This window comes from Paraburkholderia aspalathi (assembly GCF_905220735.1).
GTDB lineage: Bacteria > Pseudomonadota > Gammaproteobacteria > Burkholderiales > Burkholderiaceae > Paraburkholderia > Paraburkholderia aspalathi.
Genome location: NZ_CAJNBA010000006.1, coordinates 282,486 through 301,678, shown reverse-complemented (window position 1 = coordinate 301,678; position 19,193 = coordinate 282,486). Strand labels below are relative to the sequence as shown.

Genomic DNA, 19,193 nt, shown 5'->3' with positions numbered 1-19,193 from the left:
GCCTAGTTCGAGTCGTCGCCGACCGCGGGTGTTGTCGGCGTACTCGCTAGCAGTGAATCGCTGTCGTCTTTCAAACCAACGCCCGTGAGACCCAAGCGTCTTGCGTGCGTCAGCAGATAGTGCAACTTGTGTGCCGCTAACTCGTAGTTAAGACCTTCGGGACGCACGTTGGAAATGCAGTTGCGTTGCGCATCACTGCAGCCTACTTTCGGCGCGTAAGTCAGGTAGATACCGAGACTATCGGGCGAACTCAAACCTGGTCGTTCGCCGATCAACATCACAACCAGTTTGGCGCCAAGCAGTTCGCCGATTTCGTCACCGAGTGCGACGCGTGACTGACGTGCGACTACTACGGGACCGATCTTCCAGTCCGTGAGTTTTGCGCAAACGGCTTGCAGCAGAGGAATCGATTGTTTCGACGCAGCGAACGCGGACAGACCATCTGCGATGACGAAGACCACTTCGGGTGATTCGACCTTGAGTTGTCCAAGCGCTGCGCGGCTCTCATCGCTCAGGCGCCTGCCGAGATCCGGACGCCGCAAATAGTGCTCGCGATCGGGCGCGGCACTATGCACATCCAGTGTGGTGAAACTTTGCGCACGCAACTGTTCGTGCAGCACGTCCGTATCGAGCGGATGGTGCACCGCGTCGCGCGCCTGCGCATGCGACAGGTTGAACGCCAGCAACGGTGCAGTCGGCAAACTGTTGCCCGCGCGGCCTAACGCGATGCGCGCGTTGGTGAACTGCCGCAACGCGTTCCATGGATTCTTTTCGAGGAAGTCGCTCATGCGATGCCCATCCAGTCATTCGCGCCTTGCAGCAGCGGTTGCTGTGACGATGCGCTGAGCAACGTGCCGCGCGCGTCGGTGATCTGCATCGACTCCAACCATTCTTCGAATTCCGGTGCGCGGCGCAGGCCCAGCACATCGCGCACATAAAGGGCATCGTGGAAGGACGTGCTTTGGTAGTTGAGCATCACATCGTCCGCACCTGGAATGCCCATGATGAAATTGATACCCGCCACGCCCAATAGCGTGAGCAGATTATCCATGTCGTCCTGATCGGCTTCGGCGTGATTCGTATAGCAGATGTCGCAACCCATCGGCACGCCGAGCAGCTTGCCGCAGAAGTGGTCTTCAAGACCCGCCCGCGTGATCTGCTTGCCGTCGTACAGATACTCCGGTCCGATGAAGCCAACCACCGTGTTAACCAGAAACGGATTGAATTTGCGAGCGACCGCATAAGCGCGGACTTCGCATGTCTGTTGATCGACACCGAAATGCGCATCGGCCGACAAGGCGCTGCCCTGCCCGGTTTCGAAATACATCAGGTTATTGCCGACAGTGCCGCGATTCAGCGACAACCCCGCTTCATACGCTTCCTGCAACAGCGCAAGCGAAATACCGAAACCCGAGTTCGCTTTCTCTGTCCCGGCAATCGATTGAAACACCAGATCGACCGGCGCGCCTTTTTCGATCGCCGCGATCGTGTTCGTGACGTGAGTCAGCACGCACGATTGCGTGGGCACCTGATAGCGTTGGCGGAAGTCGTCGATCATCAGCAATAGCTTGGTGATCGCGGCAAGATTGTCGCTGGCCGGATTGATGCCGATCATCGCGTCACCACAGCCGTACATCAGGCCGTCGAGCATCGACGCGGCGATACCTTTGACATCATCAGTCGGATGATTTGGTTGCAGACGCACCGACATGTGACCGGGCAAGCCGATCGTATTGCGAAAGCGCGTAATCACCGGACGCTTGCGCGCCGCCGCGATCAGATCCTGATTGCGCATCAACTTCGAGACTGCCGCGACCATTTCCGGCGTGAGGCCGGCGGTGATGCGCGTGAGCGCGTCGGCATCGGTCGTGCTGCTCAACAGCCAGTTGCGAAAATCGCCGACCGTCAGATGCGAGATCTCAGCGAACGCTTGCGGCGAGTGATCGTCGATCACCAGACGCGTGACCTCGTCGCTTTCGTACGGGATCAATGCTTCGTTGAGAAACGTACGCAGCGGCACCTGAGCGAGCGCCATCTTGGCCGCGACGCGCTCCTCTTCGCTCGCCGCCGCGACGCCCGCGAGCTGGTCGCCGGAACGCTGCGGACTGGCCTTCGCCATCAAGGTTTTCAGGTCGGCGAAGCGATACGTGCGACTGCCGATTGTCTCGGTATAGCTCATTTCTACGACTCCATCGCCGCTGCTTGCGCAGCGGCTCGATTCGTCACTCTTCGAGCAAAGCGTCCGACGGTGCCGCTTCGCGTTGATGGCGCGTCAACAGGAAGTAGACGTAGCCGAGCGCGAGGAAGATCGCGAACACGACGGCTACCAGGAAATTGAAGTAGACCATCGTTGCCAGACAAATCACCGCGGCCACCAGCGCGAACGCCGGAAAGAACGGAAACAGCGGCGCGCGGAACGGGCGTTCCATGTTCGGCTCCGAGCGGCGCAGCTTGAACAGCGACAACATGCTGATGATATACATCACGATAGCGCCAAATACGGACATCGTCACGATGTTCGCCGTCAGCGTCTGGCCGCCGAACTGGATCAGCTCGTCGCTATAGATCGCGGCGATGCCGACCACGCCACCCGCGATGATCGCTCGATGCGGCGTCTTGAAGCGCGGATGCACCTTGGAGAGCCACTCCGGCAGATAACCGGCGCGAGCCAGCGCGAAAATCTGCCGCGAGTAGCCGAGGATGATGCCGTGAAACGACGCGACGAGCCCGAACAGGCCGAGCCAAACCAGCATATGCATCCAGCCGCTATGTTCACCGACGATGAATTTCATGGCCTGCGGCAGCGGATCGTTGATGTTCGACAGCTTGGTCCAGTCGCCGGCGGCGCCTGCGAACACCATCACGCCGATGGCGAGCACGACCAAGGTCAGAATACCGGCGACGTAAGCAATCGGAATCGAACGCTTGGGATTCTTGGCTTCTTCAGCAGCCATCGCCACGCCTTCAATCGCGAGGAAAAACCAGATCGCGAAGGGAATTGCCGCGAACATGCCGTGGAACGAGCCCATGCTGAAGGTGTCCGCGCCAGACCAGCCGCCCTTCGTGAAATTCGCCCACTGGAACCCCGGCGACACGACGCCCATGAACACCAGCAATTCGAAGATCGCGAGCAGCGTCACGCACAACTCGAAGGCCGCGGCGATCTGCACACCGACGATATTCAGCGCCATGAAGACGAGATACGCGCCCATTGCCGCGTGTTTCGGTTCGAGCCCCGGAAACTGCACGTGCAGATAGGCGCCGATCGCGAGTGCAATCGCCGGTGGTGCGAACACGAATTCGACTAACGTCGCCGCGCCCGCCAGATAACCACCGGTCGGGCCAAAAGCGTGGCGCGCGTAGGCGAACGGGCCGCCTGCATGCGGAATCGACGTGGTGAGTTCGGTGAAACTGAAAATGAAGGTGGTGTACATCGCGGCAATAAAAACCGCCGTGATGACGAAGCCAAGCGTGCCGGCGCTCGCCCAGCCGTAGCTCCAGCCGAAATACTCGCCGGAAATGACCAGACCGACCGCGATCCCCCACAGTTGCCACGTGCCGAGCGTCTGCTTCAACTCGTGATGCGTGACTTTACCGACGTGCTGACTTTTTGACTCTGATTTCATCGGGTGCTCCTGATGTTTTCGCTTGCTCGACGCCGCAAGGCTTTGCGGTGCATGGGCGGACAGGCTTCAGCCGATGGTAGTAAGCCATTATTCAACGTGTTATCGAAATTCGGCAAAGTTCGGGCGCGATTGTGTTAGTGGGCGCTTAATTCTGTTCACGGTTGCTTTGGCGAAGTTCGCAGGATTTGGTAAATGGGGACGTGGTACTTTGATTCGCATCCCTTCGGCAATCTTCTCTTTGTTGGCCACTTAGTCATGAACCAATCGGACAATCGGGCGCGCTACGAAACGCGGCTGGGCCGCGTGCTGGACCATATTTACGATCATCTCGACGAACCGCTGGATATCGATCGTCTCGCGCAAATCGCCTGCATGTCGCCGTATCACTGGCATCGCATCTTTCAGGCGATGTATGGCGAGACGGTGGCGACGACCGTGCGTCGCTTGCGCTTGCATCGCGCGGCGGGATATCTGGCGAATGGCTCGATGCCGATCGCTGAGATTGCCGAGCGCTCGGGCTATAGCAGTTTGCAGTCTTTCACTCGCACCTTCCGCGCGGTTTTTGGAATTCCGCCGGCGCAGTATCGCAAGCAGGGTACGCATAGCCGGTTTCGTCCGGCACTTTCAGGAGACGATCAAATGACAATGCGTGAAGTGGTGATTCGAAGCGTGGAGCCGATGGAGGTTTTGTCGGTGGATCACGTTGGGCCGTATATGCAGATCGGGAAGGCGTTCGATGGGCTGTTCGGCTGGTTGGCGAAACATAATTTGCTGGCGGGACAGATGCGCATGATCGGGATTTACTACGACGATCCTGGTGTTGTTGCGGAGGATGAGTTGCGGTCGAAGGCTGGGGTTTTGTTGCCGCATCCGGTGCAGGCTGCGGTGACGGTCAGTCCGCCGGTCTCGGTGGCGCATGTGAAAGGTGGGGAGTACGCGGTGTTGCGGCATAAGGGACCGTATAGCGATATGCGGGCGGCTTATGAGTGGTTGTATGGGACGTGGCTTGTGCAGTCGGGGCGTGAGGCTGCGGATGCGCCGGTGTTTGAGGAGTATTTGAATAGTCCGAAGGACACTGCGCCTTCGGAGCTGCTGACGGAGATTTGTTTGCCGTTGGTTTGAGGGAATCGGTTCTGGTTTGGTTGTTGTGCTTGCGTTGTGCATGTTTACGCAGCGGGGTTTGGGGATGCTTCTCTGGTTTTTATAGTCTTTGTATATGTATACGTAGTAATAGTTAACAAGCACCTCGCGTTTCTGTGGATAACTTGGATCTTCGTTTACGGATCAAGGGGATGCGGAATCGATAACCCTGCGGGGGGTTGGCGAACAGGACGGGGGAGCCAGGGAAAACTTTTGACTGACCTGGCGAGGTCGTTGGTTTATCAAGGTTTCGCCCACAACGTGTCAGGTGGTTTGTACAAAAGTTGTCCAGAGGGGGTTGTGGATAAGTGCGGCGGTGCGAAGATCGAACTCGATCGTCGTAAAAATGGACGACCTTTGTGGGCCAGACGGCTTTTACGTAAAACTTTGTCGCGAAAGATTGATTCGTACTGCCAATGCGTTGACAACAGTTAGGCGCGTCGCTTATCTTCGGCTCGCGGGTCGGCTGGTCAAGCTTGCCAAGGTACGGGCAGTATTCGTCCCGGGCACTACGGGGTTACCCCGTGGATCAGAATGGCCTCCGCAGTTCGTCGCATGAGCGTGACTTGCGCGTTGCGCAAACGAGCACACGCAGCACAAGACGCGTTGACTGGCTGGCCCGCCCCTACCTCTGCTCTATGCCGCAATCCTCCCTGCAATTTGTCACCTATGCGATCGCCGATGCCATGCTGGCCGGGCCGCCCGAGGCCGCCTCGATGGTCGAGCGGATGACGCTTGTGTTGGGCGAACGCGCGGATTGGATGAATGGATTGGCGCGCGGGATTGTGAGGCGATTTGGCGCGCGGTGGGACAGTGTCGACAGTGAAGAGTTGTCGAAGGTTGTTGCTGAGAACACGGGGTTTGTCGCGGCCTGGAGAGGTGGGAATCAGCCGAGGGTTGTCCGTGTATTGCCTCGGCCGCCTGTTCAGCGGCCGCCTCCGCCCTGGTTGCACGGCGTCGTGTTGTCGCAGTTGCCGACGCTTGGTGATCTGGCTGCATGGCTGGAAGTTGAGCCGGACGAACTGGACTGGTTTGCCGATCGCTGGCGTGTGCCGGCGCAGAGTGCGGCGACACCGCTTCATCATTATTCTTACAAGGCGATCGAAAAGCGCGACGGTCGGTGTCGGATTATCGAAGTGCCTAAATCGCGTTTGCGGGCCTTGCAGAGGAAAGTGCTTCACGGTTTGCTCGATCGGGTTCCTGCTCACGATGCGGTGCATGGTTTTCGACGTGGGCGGAATACGGTGACGTTCGCGGCGCCTCATGCGGGTAAAGCGGTTGTGATTCGCTTTGATTTGATGGATTTCTTTGCGTCTGTGCATGCGGGGCGCGTTTACTCCGTGATACGTGCTTTGGGTTATCCGTTGAATGTTGCGCGGGCGTTGACTGGGCTGTGTACCAATCGTGTGCCGAGTGGTTGGCTGGTGGCGCCGGATGTGCGCGACAGGATCGATTGGCAGGAACGGCAGCGGTATCAGAATCGGCATTTGCCGCAGGGGGCGCCGACTTCGCCGGCGTTGGCGAATTTGTGTGCGTTTCGGCTGGATCTGAGGTTGGCTGGGTTGGCGCGGTCTTTAGGGGCGACGTATACGCGGTATGCCGATGATCTGGCGTTTTCTGGTGGGGAGGATCTCGCGCGGATGGCGCGGCGGCTTGAAATTCGTGTGGCGGCGATTGCTATTGAGGAAGGGTTCGCGGTCAATCTAAGGAAGACGCGGGTGATGCGGCGAGGTGGGAGGCAGCAGTTGGCGGGGGTTGTGGTGAACAGTCATCCGAATCTTGCTCGGACGGAGTTTGATGCGTTGAAGGCGGTGTTGACGAATTGTGTGAGGCATGGGGCGGGTTCGCAAAATCGCGACAGTCATACAGACTTTCGAGCGCATCTTATGGGTCGCGTCGCGCACGTTGCGATGCTCAATGCCACGAAGGGTGCCAAGCTAAAAGCGATTTTTGAGCGGATCGCGTGGGATGAAGAGCAGGATCTCTTGTGACCGCATCACCGCGAACGTAGCGAGCGCGACGCGCGGCGTCTGTCTGTTCCTGTTGCCGCTCGTTGCGATGATCGCCGTGACCGTCGGTCTATTCTCTTGCGGTGTTCATGGCGACGCGTTACCCATCGTGGCCATCGGCGCCGTGCTTAGCAACTGGTTGTGTTTCAGAGCGGTGACGTGGCTTCGTCTTCGTCCTTAGCGCCTCTGTTGGCTCAGGTACCGCCTTGTTCGCGCGCTGGTAGCGGCATCCTCCCCGGACGGTCAGCAGGCCCAAAACCCGCCCCCGCGCGCCGATGCCATCAGCGTGGTCAAACATCCATAAACTGACAAGCCCTCAGCGGCGTTCCGAGAAAATTCGCCACGTTCGTCATGACACTGAGCAATTCGAACGCGACCTCGGCGGTCCACCGGTCACCAAACACGAAGTTTTCGGCTTCCACGTTGCGAAGCCATGCGTGCGGTCCCGGCTCGGCGCGAAGCACGCAAACGGCCCACACCTGGAAATATCCGGACGAGCGTGCTGGGAGCGCCGATTCGACAGAAAAACCCAGGAGGGACGCGCGTCGAAAGCGGAAACTTTCGTCATGCCATCGGAAGCCGGCCCACTCGGCGTTGCGCGAGCGGAACACGAAAAAGTGCGCAGGGTCGTCAAACGGCGGAACCCACCCCCTGTTATCGAATGTGGCGAACTCCGCGGCGCTCGTCATCGATGCCGGCGAGCCGGTGGGCCCGACCTCGATATCGGTTATCTCGCCAAACACCTTCTTTAATCCCGCAAATATTTCGGCGTTCAGACGCCCACCGAAGGCCCTGAATTCGTCGGAGGTCGCCACCTTGATGCGCGGGCGCAGCCCGATGTGCTCGAACAGTGCCTGGTCGCCCAGCGACCCATAAAGGCGGTTGTCGTCGGCGGGATCGTGGGCGCGGCGCAAGCCTAGCGGATAAGGCAGATCCTCGGTCGGCATGCGCCTGTCGGTCGTACGGGCGGTCGGACGATCTTGAGGCGCGGTCGGGTCAGATATCATGGGTGTATGTCTTCAGCGTTGAATGTGGCTAGGTCACTGCTATCTTGCACGATATTCGGAGATGAACGCGAGTCACCAGGCAGTGTCTTGGCCATGCCTTCCATTCACGCTTGCACATGACTTATCGACGTTACAAGAATATCGATTCGTGGTCGAAAACTGGCTCGTCAAAGCGCTACAAGATACCTATTCGGGCGCTATGTTCCGTTGCATCAGAAATTCCCAAGTGTCGTTCATGAGCAGGGGAAAGCCGTACCACGGCGCTGACGGTACATGGGCGTGCAATGGCGGATGAAGGTCCTCGCAGGATGCAGCACGGCTGTATCCGACGAGTTCAGTGACGAGCGAGCTAGCGCTGCCAAGGAGTTCGTCCGGTGATCGATTCCAGATGAAGTCAGAATCGCCGCTCTGCGAATAGGCCCGCAGAACTGCGCGACCGGCCGACGGCGCATACCAATACACCTCTTTGCTGTAGCCGGTAACGGTGCAGTCTGCATCGTCGCATTTCTGAGCTTGCAACAGCTTGCTTGAAGAGTGGGGCTTGCTTTTCGTCCAGGCAGTATTGCGCTCGATCACGAACGTATCGAAAGTCCCAGCGCCGACATGTCGTTTCTCAGTGCCGATGACATGACTTTGGGAAATGGCGTGATAGGTGAACTGCCACTCGGCATCGCTGCCGAGATGCGAGGTGAGGTCTTCTGTGAACTCGTCAGACCACTTCCTGTCCTTCGCGAGCGGGAACACAAGCAGTTTTCGCTGCCCGTGCCGGGTCGCGTTGATTGACGTATACGTGTCGCTCTTTTCTTCGATATGTGTGATTGCGCCGGGGCCGCCGATGTCATAGCTTGCAATACCTGCGGACACCTCTTTAAGCGTCATTGTAGAAGGCTGGGGTGATCCAATGCTGTAGCACCACGTCGTACCGGTGGCCGGCAGTGTTCTCGAAGGTGCTGTCAGCACTTCGGCGGCGGTGGCGTTCAATTGTGAACTGCACAGGACCAAGCACACTGCAAAGCAGCGCACGAGTAGCTTGAAGTGTTGCGGCGGAATAGGAAACATGAACGGGTGGACGTAATCGGCAGGAGTGCATCATGCCAGCAAAACATGAGAACCGAAAATGTCAGCAGCGAAATATGAAGGTCTTTCCCCAATCCTTTACGTTACCGATGCTGACGCATTCGAAAAATTGCTGATCGAGACAGAATATCACTGCACATCGTTGCCACTGCTCGATTTACACAATCAATGCGCTCGGCATATTCGCCTCGGGTGTGGCTCGCGAAGTCGTTCTGTCGGGCCATTTGCCGCTACCATTCGAGCGACGCATTCAAGCAAACGATAGTGGCGAGTGAAAATGGTGTCTGGCAATGAAACAAAAGGGCGCCTCGTCGCATATAAATACCTATCATCCTGCAATCCATGACCCGCATAACCTCGCTGCTTCTCGCCGTCAGCCTACTCGCTGCGTGCTCACGATCACAAACCGCCCCTGCAGCCGATCATGCGCATTCGCCGTACACGTGCGTGCATGAAGCTGATCACCTGCCTGCTGTCGAATCGCAAGCGGATCAGCTCTATCGCTACGGCCGGTATCTTGAGGGCAAACTTTCTTCGCGGTCCGACGACGTAACGCTCGATCGCTTCACAGAGATCGCCCGATACTACCGGCTTGCCGCCGCCTATGGCGACTATCGCGCGAATCTGGCGCTCATGGGTCTTCTGTATCAAGCAAAGGATGACGGATACGAGAACGTCTCAACACCCTCGCGTAAGCAACGCGCGGATGAGTCCGCACGGTTACTGCACCAGCTTGTCGCGGAAAACATCCCGGCGGGATTCGATCGCCAAGGCGGCTTCGCCAGTCGAGAGTGGAACCTGCCGGCCGCGCTGTCCTACTACCGCAAGGCGGCCGACCTCGGCAACCCGCATGCTCAATTCGAGGCCGCAGAAATGCTGAACCCGTCCACGATCATCGGCACCACGGGCAAGGCGACCCGCGAAGACGCGGAAGTGGCGGATTCCCTATATCGCTGCGCCGCAGAACAAGGATATGGCGATGCGATCTCGACCATCGGGCGAGCGCTCGTGCAAGACGGCAAACGGGACGAGGCGATTCGGGTCTTCCACAGAGGCATTGCGAAGGGCGACGTGGGTTCCGCTTCCGCGCTCGAAGATCTGTTCGCCGAACAGCAGAAGTCAAACAAGGGTACGAGTGCGGACGCGGAGCGTGTGAGCCGTTATGAATCAATCCGCGTATTTCTGATCGACCACCGAAACGCAGGCGTCGCTCTTCCAGACGTCGAAAAGATCGTGCCGCTGCCGCCCGCACCGTTACCTGCGTGGAACGGGACGTTTCAGTGGGCCCTCGACAATGCGACGGCGAACGCAAACCCGCCGGACAAGCCATCGGAGCAACTGATGCAGCAGTTAAGTCGGGACAAGCATCTCGATCCGCATACGGGCTTGCCGCCGGTGTAGTGACCTGCAACTTCCGCGGCTGCCCAACGCACAAATCAACGGACGAAAGGTACCAATGCTGATCATTGATATGCAATGGGTGTCGAAAGGTGGCATTACGCTTGGGACAAAGCAATTCACACGTCGTCAGAGATGCGCTTCGCTTGGTCCCGTTGATCGAGAATCGAGCACGCGCGGTCTCAGCCCCAGTTGGCATCTCAGCGGTTTATACGGTATTCGTCCAATCGCTCAATAGATCAATCTTTCCTGTTACCCCGAAGCTATCAATAAAATAAGAAAAGTTTTCCGAGATGCAAAAAGCATCAATCTTCATTGATTAAATGACTCGATTTAACGTTCCCAAGCTGATCTTCATTTGCTTCTCTCCCGAGATGTTTTGTAAAATCGCCGCGACAATGCGAAGCGTATTGAATAAAAACTCGGATCGGGGTTTGGGAGCGCGAAATCAACAAGTTGGCAAACAACGCTACTGATGCAAAGAATCCAGCCTGGATTAAGTAGGTAGACGCTAATTGCAGAAAAGGGCGCGCGACAGGCACCATGAAGAGAGAAGCGGTTGCGTTGCTAGGTTGAATTTCTACAAAAACTGACAGGTAATGAGCCAGCCCGGTTCGAGCCTCCCTCTATTGGCGATTTCGTCCGTGGTTCCCAGTCACCACACAGCTTTGAGCTCGACACACCAATGACTTCACAACCCTCGTCGCCCGATTCCGGACTGCTCGCGTGGCGCGCGGCTTCGAAACGTTCGTTGCTCCGCTGGCCGGCGATTCTCGGCTTCGCAGGATTGATCGTTGCGGCGGTCAATCGCTCTATCGACCTCGCCTGTATATTCGGCTGCCTGTTCGTTGCCACTTTTCCCGTCTGGTGTTTCGTCACAGGACGAATCTTCCGTGGCCAGCCGAAGCCGTCGGTCGCCAGACAGGCGCTCGCGTGCCTCGCACTCCTGATCGTGGCGCTGGTTCTGAGCCCCACGTTCAGTGTCGATCATCGGGTATTGGACGCGAATGATGACACCACGATCATGTGGACCAAGCGCTCGCTGCTGGACACGATCCGGCAACCGTTCTACAGCCAGGACGAGCTGGTCTGGGGGCAGAGCAACTATGACGTGCGCTACGTGCCGTCAACGGTCTTCTGCCCGAAGTACAGTACGAGGCGCTATCCACTTTTTGCTGTCGAGCGCGACAGCGACTTGCTGAGCGTGTTGGCGCGCTCGGTTGACGACTGGAACAGTGCGAACTCCGCGCCACCTCCAGACATCCTCCAGCGCTTTCTTTCCCGCTGCGCGACGGAAGGCAAGGCCATGTTCGACGCGGGACTGACGAAGGAATCGGCGCTCGCGCAGGGAAACATCGATCTTTTCTTCGCGCGCGCCGAGAAGGAGCACTCCGACGCGAGCGGCCAAGTGGTGCTGGAAGATGCACAAATTCCGCCGGACATCATGAGGAAGGTCGAGACGTTGTTTGCGAATGATCCAGACCATGGTTTCCATTACGTCGATTTCAACCTGCCTGGCGAAGAGCCCGTAGCGCGCGGTGCGAAACCGACGGTACCGGGGCAGCCAGATGCCGTGCGGCGATTGAGGACAAGCGCCATTGCGGCGGCGCTGGGGCGCGGCGAAGAACTGGCGCGACTGGAAGCAAAGCAATAATGCAACGACCATACAAGAACAATGCGGAGAATCATGTTGCTGCACCGACCTCTGATCGCCATGCTGATGGCGAACCTGCTTTCCATTTCCACTGTCTACGCGAGCTCGGACATGTCCTGCGATGGGACGGCCACGCTCAGGCAGCCCAGTTATTCTTGCGGGGCCGTGCCGATTCTGAGTCCCGGCAACGACACGCGAATCAACGCGATGCTGCTGATGGCCGGCGCCGGCAAACTCGCACGGGTTCTTGCGGACCCGAAGACCGTCGTGCAATCCACGGACAGGACGAGCCAGCTCGTCGTGCCGTTCTCGTATGACTTCTCCGGGTGGATCGATACCGGTCAGAAGCAGTCGGACACAACGAACGATAATTCGACCGACGGCGCCCAGTCGGATAGCTACGCCGACGGCGAGGGCAACATCTGCCGCAGCGTAACCTCCGGCACCAAAGCATTTAACGACGCGATGGCCGCTGCGCACGATCTCCCGGACGACGACGTCGTGCGGCTGCGAGCGGCGCGCGCGGACATGGCGAAGGCCTGCTCGGCGGGAGGCAGCGGTCCCGTATGGACGAAGCCGGCGGGGCTCAAGTCGACGCTCGCGCTTCAATACGCGACGTACCTCGACGGCGCGTACGCGTTCTACCGGCACGATTTCGTCTCTGCGACAAAGGCTTTCGCGAGCGTGTCACATAGCGCGGACCCTTGGCTCAAGGAAACTGGACTCTACATGGCCGGCCGGGCACAACTGAACGCCGCGCAGGCCGACGCGTTCACCTCGGACACATCAACGCTGGATCCTGACAGGATCGTCAAGGTTTCGCTCGGCGCTGCCGATACCGTCTTTGGCGCCTATCTGCGAGTCTATCCGCAGGGCCGCTACGCAGTATCGGCAGCAGGTCTGAAGCGGCGCGTGGCCTGGCTCGGCGGCAACACCGTGCAACAGGGCAATCTCTACGACAAGGCGTTCGTGCAATGGTCACCGGCGACGTCGAACGTGCCGCTCGGACAACTGGCGAACGAGCTCGACAGCAAGCTGCTATTGCCGTCGAGCCGCGATACGAATCAGTTGCAGTCGCCGTCGGTGCTGGCGATCGTCGATCTGATGCAAATGCGCGCGACGGGCACCGACGATCCGACCGCACAAAAGCCGCTGACACTGAAACAGTTGGAGGCGCAGAAATCGCGTTTCGCCCGCACGCCGGGACTGCACGACTACCTTCTCGCGACCTATCACGTATATGTCGATCGCAAGCCCGACCAGGCGCTTGCGTTGCTGCCGCAGACGCCCGGCGCATCGCTCGACTACATGAGCCTGAGCCAGCAGACCTTGCGCGGTTTTGCGCTCGAAGACACTGGCCAGCAGGAGCAGGCGAGGCAACTCTGGGCGCAGTTGATTCCGCTCGCGAAGTACACGTTGCAGCGCGAGGCACTTGAGCTTGCGCTCGCGATTAACCTCGAACAGGCCGGTCTCGTCGACCGCGCGCTTTCGGACGATTCACTGATTCAGAATGAAGCCATCCGTGCAACGCTGCTTCAACGCGCAGCCAATGCGGACCTGCTGCGCGCACAGGCGAAGAACCAGTCGACCAGCCGCGCGCTGCGCGATATTGCGCTGTACACACTGTTGTACAAGGAACTCACGCGTGCACACTACCCTGACTTCATCGCGGACCTTGCGTTGGTCCCGGACCAGCCGGCGGACCCACTCAAGCCATTCGCGCTAACCGGCACCGCAGGCGATGCCAGCTACGCCTGCCCGTCGGTACGCGACGTCGCGGCGGCGTTGCAGCAGAACCCCAACGATCCGCGCGGGCTGAATTGCCTGGCGGAGTTCGTGAGGCACAATCCGCCTGCTTACGGCCTAGCGGAAGATCCGCTCATGTTCCGGCAAGCGCCACAAGCGACCGCCAACGCCGTGGCCCCACCGCCGACCCTCGGCAGCGCGCCATCGCAATTCACTGGCAAGGTCTATCAGCGGATCGGCAGCTACGTGACGGTAATCGACAATGCGCAGGCGCCTGCCGACGACCGGTCCTACGCGCTGTATCGCGCGATCCAATGCTTTGCGCCGGCCGGCGTCAGCGAATGCGGTGGCAACGACATTCCGGGCGACACGCGCAAGAAATGGTTCAACACGCTGAAGGCAAGCTATCCACGCAGCAAGTGGGCGCAGTCATTGAAGTATTACTGGTGAACGCTGGATGCCCCGGCTTTTTTGCGTGGGCCTCCTGCTATGCGCACGGATCGCGCTGGCGGGTACAGTCGATGCCGCTCATTACGATGCATTCTGGTTGTGGGCGGGCGTGAAGCCGCAACCGGTGCTGCGCGACGCGCACACCGTGTACGTGCTGCAAGGGCAAATCGAGGCGTCGCCGCAAGACGACACGCAGGTGCGTTTCATCGCGCAGGACGTGTCGCTGCCACCATTACCGGGCGCGCAAGTCTGGCTTGTCTATCGCGCCCACACGCTACGCTGGACGCCGCGCGTCGAGCGCGTCATGCTGGCTCAACTCGCGCGTTGGCGTGCATCCGGCCGGACGATCGCCGGAATCCAGATCGACTTCGATGCGCGCACCCATCATCTGCAGGACTACCTCAGTTTCCTGCGGGAGTTGCGTGAGCGGTTGCCGGCAGATTGCCGGCTGAGTATCACGGGGCTGCTCGATTGGAGCAGCCGCATCGACGCCGATCAGGTCAACCAGCTTAAACGGATAGTCGACGAAGTCGTGGTGCAGACCTATCAGGGGCGTCACACGATCGCGGCTTACGATGCGTATTTGCCGCGCGTCGGGCGGTTGCAACTGCCGTTCCGGATCGGCCTGATTCAGGGCGGGGAATGGGATGCGCCAAAGTATCTCGCCGGGAGTCCATGGTTTCGCGGCTACGTCGTATTTCTGCGCAACGAGTAGGGTGCTGGCGGTTAGAACGTGGAAGAACGCGAAAGCTTTTGGCCGTCTAAATGCCTACTTCCGGAGTTGGAGGTATTGCATATGCGGAACGGTCGCCTAGGGTCTCTAACTCAACCAATCGCCGAGAACATTAACCGATCAGCTCCAATCTAATCGTGTCGCAAGATCTGCCGCCCGCCCGAACCACCGACAAATGCATGCCGGCCGAAGATTTACCTTATCCGCTCGGCTGGCGCCGCGCCGACGATCCTGTCGGCGACAACCGCCTCTATGGATTGCTCGGTAACGAGGCTGTCTTCGAGCATATCGGGCTGCGCCCGCGCATCAACCTGGCCACCGGGGATGAAGAGCGGGCCGTCGGTGGACGTCTCAATGGCGAAATGTTCGCGGGCTTGAAGAAGGTATTTGGCTCCATAACCGATATTGAAGTCGGGCGCTCAGGTTCGCCGCCATCGATGACGAACGACGCCGAGTTTGCCACTTTCGGCTCAAGGCAATGGGTGCCCCGGACCGACGACGATGCACACTTCTTCGCGTTTCGCTCACGTGACGCCGAGTGGGTCGGCTTCCGGTGGCATGATGAAAGCTTTCGCTTTCGCAGGGCGTCTCTTCTGGGTTTCGCCCTCGAAACAGCGATGCCTGCACGCTCGTCGGGATATTTCCAGTTATGGGCCGTTTGCGTATTGAGCGACGAGCAGGCATCCAAGGCGTGGCTTCACAACGTCGAAGCTGAAAACTTCGTATTCGACAAGCAGTGGACGGCCGAAGTCGCGTTTGAACTACTCAGCGTCATGACGAACGTGGCCAACTTTTTGGGCACGACGTTGACAGCGCGTCAGTTTAGTGATGTTTGAACTTGGCGAGTGTCGCCGTTTCCAGCCGGTTTTGCTGTTCCATTTTTCACTCCTTCACGCGCGGCGCTGGCAGCAGTCCATCAGGAACGTTTGGAACGCCGTTCGATGAGGCGCTGCGGAGTATCCGGCGGCGTTACTTCTTCCATAGATAGGGATCAGGTTTTCTCTACGGCGGGAGCGCTTCTCGTTGAGTCGGTGCAGGTAGATGGCCGGTGTGCCGATCCGCACATTAGCGCCGAGAAAAAACTGTCCCCCATGTCACTCTCGGTGAAAGACTCACAGTTCCGGAGATCGTCGCCATAGACTAGCATGCAGATGTCCATCAGCGATGCGCGTCGCCTCGTCTAATGGCTTGACGGACGGCGCCTGATCGAAGCAGAGATTGCTTTCCCAATCTCATCGATGTCCTCGGCTGACACGGGAGGGTTGCCCTTGGCATTTGCTGCCGTACGTTCGACCAGAAGAAGCAGATCGGGGGTGTCGGCAGACGCGTTCGGATCTCCCTGCACCGTCGCCAAATAACCAAAATCTATTGAATCGTCGCCGCGCGTGATGGTGGCTGAGGTCGTAACACCCTTCCGACGGTCCAACGTCACAGAGTGATAAGGCATTACACCGTGCAGCTTGATCTGCTTACCTATGCCGTAATCGTAGCCCCAAACGAATTCGTTCTTTTGCCGTGAAGTGAGCTTCGGGTCAGTTGACTGCGCTTTGGCATCAAGAAAAAAAACCGTGACGTCAGGGTGATCGACCAGGCGGAATGTGACGCCAACCTGCCTGTTCGAATCCCGGTCGTCGTCTGCGACAAAAGCGTATGGCAGGCAAACACCGGCGCCGGTTGGAATCTCATATAGCGCGCGACTTGAGAAATTTGCACTAATTCTGTCGAAATGCCGCTTCGCGTCGGTGAGATCGGCGTTTCCCGTATCGGTATAGGAATAAATGCGCCCCGCTTTGAAGACCACGAAACCGAGTGACTTCCTGCCTATCCATGCCGTCGCCCCCGCAAGCACAATTGGATACGGACCGAAACTGTTCGCATCTTGGGAATCCGTACCGGGTGCTAGTTTTTTGAACGGCGCGGCGTACTCCTCGTAGAAGTCGCGCGTTACGTCGTCGGTCATGGCGAAACCGCCGTCGAAGATAAAGCGCGAATGCTGAGCACGTTGACCATCGCTGAATCGAATCGGATCCTTGACACCACCATGCAAACTCTCGCGTGTCGATAGGGCAACGTCAATCGCGCCAGGGAGCACCAGCTCGTAACGGCCCACACATTCAGTCTTGGAAGGAGAGATCGAACTTTGGGCGGCAGCGCCCGACGACAAGCCCAATAGGCATGCTAGAACAGCACCGCGCTCACACCAATCACGTAAATTCACTAAACCTCACCTTTCGGCCACCGAGGTTGGTCGCCCCCGTAATCAAACTGCTGACTAAGTCTAGCTCGGAAAATTCGTAGATCGTTTTCCAGCTTCACTTTGCATGACGCTTGCCAAAAGCCCTCAGCCGCCAAAGATGCGGGCGGCATTCGCTCGCACAGAATTCCTCATCCCGCTAATCGGCCACCAACACGGGCTTTCGACGTTCTTTCTCCAATTTCCTGGGCAAGCCGATCATCACTATATTGATGCGGATAAGCACGCCCAAAAACCACAGCGACACAGGCATACCCAGCACGGCCAAAACGACCAACACGCCGTTCGCCCCAAAGCCGGATGACAGCATCCGACTCAATATCAGATAGAACGGAGCGATCCCGAACACAATGTACATATACACTTTGGGAAACGGCGAACGCTCTTTATGCAGTCGCTCGAATAGCGCCATTCCACTTTGAATCCCATAGCAGAGATCGGATTCGTTTTCGTCAAAGGCCCGGTTGACGAAAGAGGTGGTCGTGATCGTCCGCATCACCGCTCGCTTCGACATGATGGCCCAGTAAAGCGTCAACGCAACCCCGCCCAGAAGACCCGGCCAACGCGCGAACGGCGGCATCGGTGCGAAGAGGAAGTAGAAGAAGTACGCAAATATGCCGAAGTAGAAATAAACAGCAAATATCGTGAACGACATCACCAGGCCGTATACCCAAAGCAGGTTCGTGCTGCGGTACATCCATGAGACGGCGAACGGCAGCAGAAAACAAACCACTGTAACCAGCAGTCCGATCCTCCAAGGCCATTCAGATACGGAGAGATCGTCGGCATAAGCCGCGTACGAAATACCAGTGCCGAGTAAGGGCAGCAACAGGTTCATCAGAGCAACTTTTTTTGCTGTCGCCCAAACCAGGTCTTTCGGCTCAGGCTGTGATTTCGTCATTGATTTTACCTTTGGCATCCAGGTTCACTTTCGCATAGGTGGGCCGGGTATGGCATGTGTGGCACGACCTCAGGCATCGCCGTATCCGATTATCGGCTGTTCGGGATGAGTGGTGGCATGTTCTGCGGACTTGTTTCGAACGGCATGCCCGTTTTTCCCCCGTTATAAGACTTGTTGCAATTGCAAACGTCGAGAACAACCAGATCGAACTTATAATCTGTTTGCCATCTGCCCGGAGATTTATCGCATGCGTTTGTCTTTCACGAAATGCTCCCTCCTGGGAGCGGTCCCGCTGGCCGCACTCGTCGTTTGTCTTCCCGCGTGCAGTCAGAGCGCTCCAAATAGTCAGTCTGCGGGTGTCAATACGCTCGTTAAGAAATCACTTGGCAACATGGTGTTCGTGAAAGGTGGAACCTTCACGATGGGGGACTTCGGTCCACAAGTGACGCCGGAGAAACTCCCTTTCACGTCGCAGCAGGAAAACAAGCCGGCTCATTCAGTGACGCTGGATAGTTTTTCTATCAGTAAGTACAAGGTCACTTACGCGGACCTCGATGTCTATACGTCCGCGACTGGCAAGCCGTCGTGGCCGCAGGACAAAGCTGATCGACCGTACAAGACCGCAGACAATCCAGCCGGTGTGCCTTGGCAGATGGCCAAAGACTATTGCGAATGGCTCGGCAAGCAAAGCGGTAACCCTATCGACCTACCCACTGAAGCCCAATGGGAATATGCAGCCCGTTCGGGTGGCAAGCCGGTGACTTACGGGACGAATAACGGCAAGTACGAAGCGGATCACAACCTGCCATCAGTCGATACAGTCGAACAGAAGTACACGCCTGACACGGCGGTTACTCAATACATTTATCCGGTAGGCAAATACCCACCGAACGCCTTGGGCCTTTACGACATTGGCGTCGATGGCCGGGACTGGGTCAACGACTGGTTTGCCCCCGACTACTATGAGCACTCACCCGCTAAAAATCCTACTGGACCAGCAAACGGAACCATGAAGGTGATTCGTGGCGCGGAAGGCGACAACGCCGAAACCGCCATGACGGTTTACCGCTACAAGGCGCCGCCCGCCGGCTATGTTGTGAAGACCAACGATGGCCGAACGCTGGGACCCACAGCTGTCACCTTGACCTTCCGTTGTGCGCTGCAAAAGCCTGATCCATTGTAAATCTCGCGCTCTGCC

Annotated in this window: 15 protein-coding genes; 8 read left to right on the top strand and 7 right to left on the bottom strand. The window is 58.1% G+C overall.

What is annotated here, in order from left to right:
- Window positions 1-2 precede the first annotated feature (2 nt).
- From eutC to eat, 3 genes are read right to left on the bottom strand one after another with little or no spacing between them, the layout of a single operon-like run.
- Entirely contained in the window at window positions 3-788 is a 786-nt protein-coding gene (eutC, locus tag KHO30_RS30475; protein ID WP_093634604.1) for an ethanolamine ammonia-lyase subunit EutC, read from the bottom strand.
- The gene (locus KHO30_RS30470) at window positions 785-2,179 is read right to left on the bottom strand and encodes an ethanolamine ammonia-lyase subunit EutB (RefSeq protein ID WP_093634603.1); all 1,395 of its coding nucleotides are present in this window, start codon (window positions 2,177-2,179) and stop codon (window positions 785-787) included. Before KHO30_RS30470 ends, eutC begins: the two co-directional genes overlap by 4 nt.
- Window positions 2,180-2,222: 43 nt before the next feature.
- Window positions 2,223-3,626: an ethanolamine permease gene (gene eat / locus KHO30_RS30465; RefSeq protein WP_054037086.1), complete on the bottom strand. Its 1,404-nt coding sequence runs from the start codon at window positions 3,624-3,626 to the stop codon at window positions 2,223-2,225.
- Between the two features lie 255 nt (window positions 3,627-3,881).
- Here eat and KHO30_RS30460 point away from each other — a divergent pair, with 255 nt between their 5' ends.
- Window positions 3,882-4,748 (top strand): AraC family transcriptional regulator, encoded by an 867-nt coding sequence (locus KHO30_RS30460; protein ID WP_211703180.1) that lies wholly within the window; start codon window positions 3,882-3,884, stop codon window positions 4,746-4,748.
- 656 nt (window positions 4,749-5,404) lie between these two features.
- The gene (locus KHO30_RS30455) at window positions 5,405-6,757 is read left to right on the top strand and encodes a reverse transcriptase family protein (RefSeq protein ID WP_211703179.1); all 1,353 of its coding nucleotides are present in this window, start codon (window positions 5,405-5,407) and stop codon (window positions 6,755-6,757) included.
- Window positions 6,758-7,065: 308 nt separating this feature from the next.
- Here KHO30_RS30455 and KHO30_RS30450 read toward each other — a convergent pair whose 3' ends face one another.
- Entirely contained in the window at window positions 7,066-7,722 is a 657-nt protein-coding gene (locus KHO30_RS30450; protein ID WP_211703178.1) for a hypothetical protein, read from the bottom strand.
- A gap of 246 nt (window positions 7,723-7,968) precedes the next feature.
- Window positions 7,969-8,763: a hypothetical protein gene (locus tag KHO30_RS30445; RefSeq protein WP_211703177.1), complete on the bottom strand. Its 795-nt coding sequence runs from the start codon at window positions 8,761-8,763 to the stop codon at window positions 7,969-7,971.
- 543 nt (window positions 8,764-9,306) lie between these two features.
- Between KHO30_RS30445 and KHO30_RS30440 the strand changes: the two genes are divergently transcribed.
- The 5 genes from KHO30_RS30440 to KHO30_RS30420 all read left to right on the top strand — a co-directional run bounded on the left by KHO30_RS30440 (window position 9,307) and on the right by KHO30_RS30420 (window position 15,676).
- The gene (locus KHO30_RS30440; RefSeq protein WP_211703176.1) at window positions 9,307-10,260 is read left to right on the top strand and encodes a DUF6396 domain-containing protein; all 954 of its coding nucleotides are present in this window, start codon (window positions 9,307-9,309) and stop codon (window positions 10,258-10,260) included.
- Between the two features lie 784 nt (window positions 10,261-11,044).
- Complete coding sequence (locus KHO30_RS30435; RefSeq protein ID WP_211703175.1) at window positions 11,045-11,911, top strand: hypothetical protein; 867 nt, start codon at window positions 11,045-11,047, stop codon at window positions 11,909-11,911.
- Window positions 11,912-11,932: 21 nt separating this feature from the next.
- Window positions 11,933-14,107 carry a PA5441 family protein gene (locus KHO30_RS30430; protein ID WP_211703174.1) on the top strand — a complete coding sequence of 725 codons (2,175 nt, stop codon included), beginning with the start codon at window positions 11,933-11,935 and terminating at the stop codon, window positions 14,105-14,107.
- 7 nt (window positions 14,108-14,114) lie between these two features.
- Window positions 14,115-14,822 (top strand): DUF3142 domain-containing protein, encoded by a 708-nt coding sequence (locus KHO30_RS30425; RefSeq protein ID WP_211703173.1) that lies wholly within the window; start codon window positions 14,115-14,117, stop codon window positions 14,820-14,822.
- Between the two features lie 197 nt (window positions 14,823-15,019).
- Entirely contained in the window at window positions 15,020-15,676 is a 657-nt protein-coding gene (locus tag KHO30_RS30420) for a hypothetical protein (RefSeq protein ID WP_211703172.1), read from the top strand.
- A gap of 344 nt (window positions 15,677-16,020) precedes the next feature.
- On the opposite strand, the gene KHO30_RS30415 is transcribed toward KHO30_RS30420, so the two are convergent.
- Entirely contained in the window at window positions 16,021-17,058 is a 1,038-nt protein-coding gene (locus tag KHO30_RS30415; protein WP_211703171.1) for a T6SS immunity protein Tli4 family protein, read from the bottom strand.
- A gap of 175 nt (window positions 17,059-17,233) precedes the next feature.
- Window positions 17,234-17,995 carry a hypothetical protein gene (locus tag KHO30_RS30410; protein ID WP_244864167.1) on the bottom strand — a complete coding sequence of 254 codons (762 nt, stop codon included), beginning with the start codon at window positions 17,993-17,995 and terminating at the stop codon, window positions 17,234-17,236.
- 247 nt (window positions 17,996-18,242) lie between these two features.
- Here KHO30_RS30410 and KHO30_RS30405 point away from each other — a divergent pair, with 247 nt between their 5' ends.
- A complete protein-coding gene (locus KHO30_RS30405; RefSeq protein WP_211703169.1) occupies window positions 18,243-19,178 on the top strand; it encodes a formylglycine-generating enzyme family protein in 936 nt (311 codons plus the stop codon).
- The last annotated feature ends 15 nt before the right edge of the window (window positions 19,179-19,193 follow it).

Coding starts and splice junctions, on each gene's coding strand:
- eutC (WP_093634604.1), bottom strand. CDS start 788: ATGAGCGACTTCCTCGAAAAGAATCCATGGAACGCGTTGCGGCAGTTC.
- KHO30_RS30460 (WP_211703180.1), top strand. CDS start 3,882: ATGAACCAATCGGACAATCGGGCGCGCTACGAAACGCGGCTGGGCCGC.
- KHO30_RS30430 (WP_211703174.1), top strand. CDS start 11,933: ATGCGGAGAATCATGTTGCTGCACCGACCTCTGATCGCCATGCTGATG.
- KHO30_RS30425 (WP_211703173.1), top strand. CDS start 14,115: ATGCCCCGGCTTTTTTGCGTGGGCCTCCTGCTATGCGCACGGATCGCG.
- KHO30_RS30450 (WP_211703178.1), bottom strand. CDS start 7,722: ATGCCGACCGAGGATCTGCCTTATCCGCTAGGCTTGCGCCGCGCCCAC.
- eat (WP_054037086.1), bottom strand. CDS start 3,626: ATGAAATCAGAGTCAAAAAGTCAGCACGTCGGTAAAGTCACGCATCAC.
- KHO30_RS30420 (WP_211703172.1), top strand. CDS start 15,020: ATGCCGGCCGAAGATTTACCTTATCCGCTCGGCTGGCGCCGCGCCGAC.
- KHO30_RS30410 (WP_244864167.1), bottom strand. CDS start 17,995: ATGACGAAATCACAGCCTGAGCCGAAAGACCTGGTTTGGGCGACAGCA.
- KHO30_RS30470 (WP_093634603.1), bottom strand. CDS start 2,179: ATGAGCTATACCGAGACAATCGGCAGTCGCACGTATCGCTTCGCCGAC.
- KHO30_RS30455 (WP_211703179.1), top strand. CDS start 5,405: ATGCCGCAATCCTCCCTGCAATTTGTCACCTATGCGATCGCCGATGCC.
- KHO30_RS30405 (WP_211703169.1), top strand. CDS start 18,243: ATGCGTTTGTCTTTCACGAAATGCTCCCTCCTGGGAGCGGTCCCGCTG.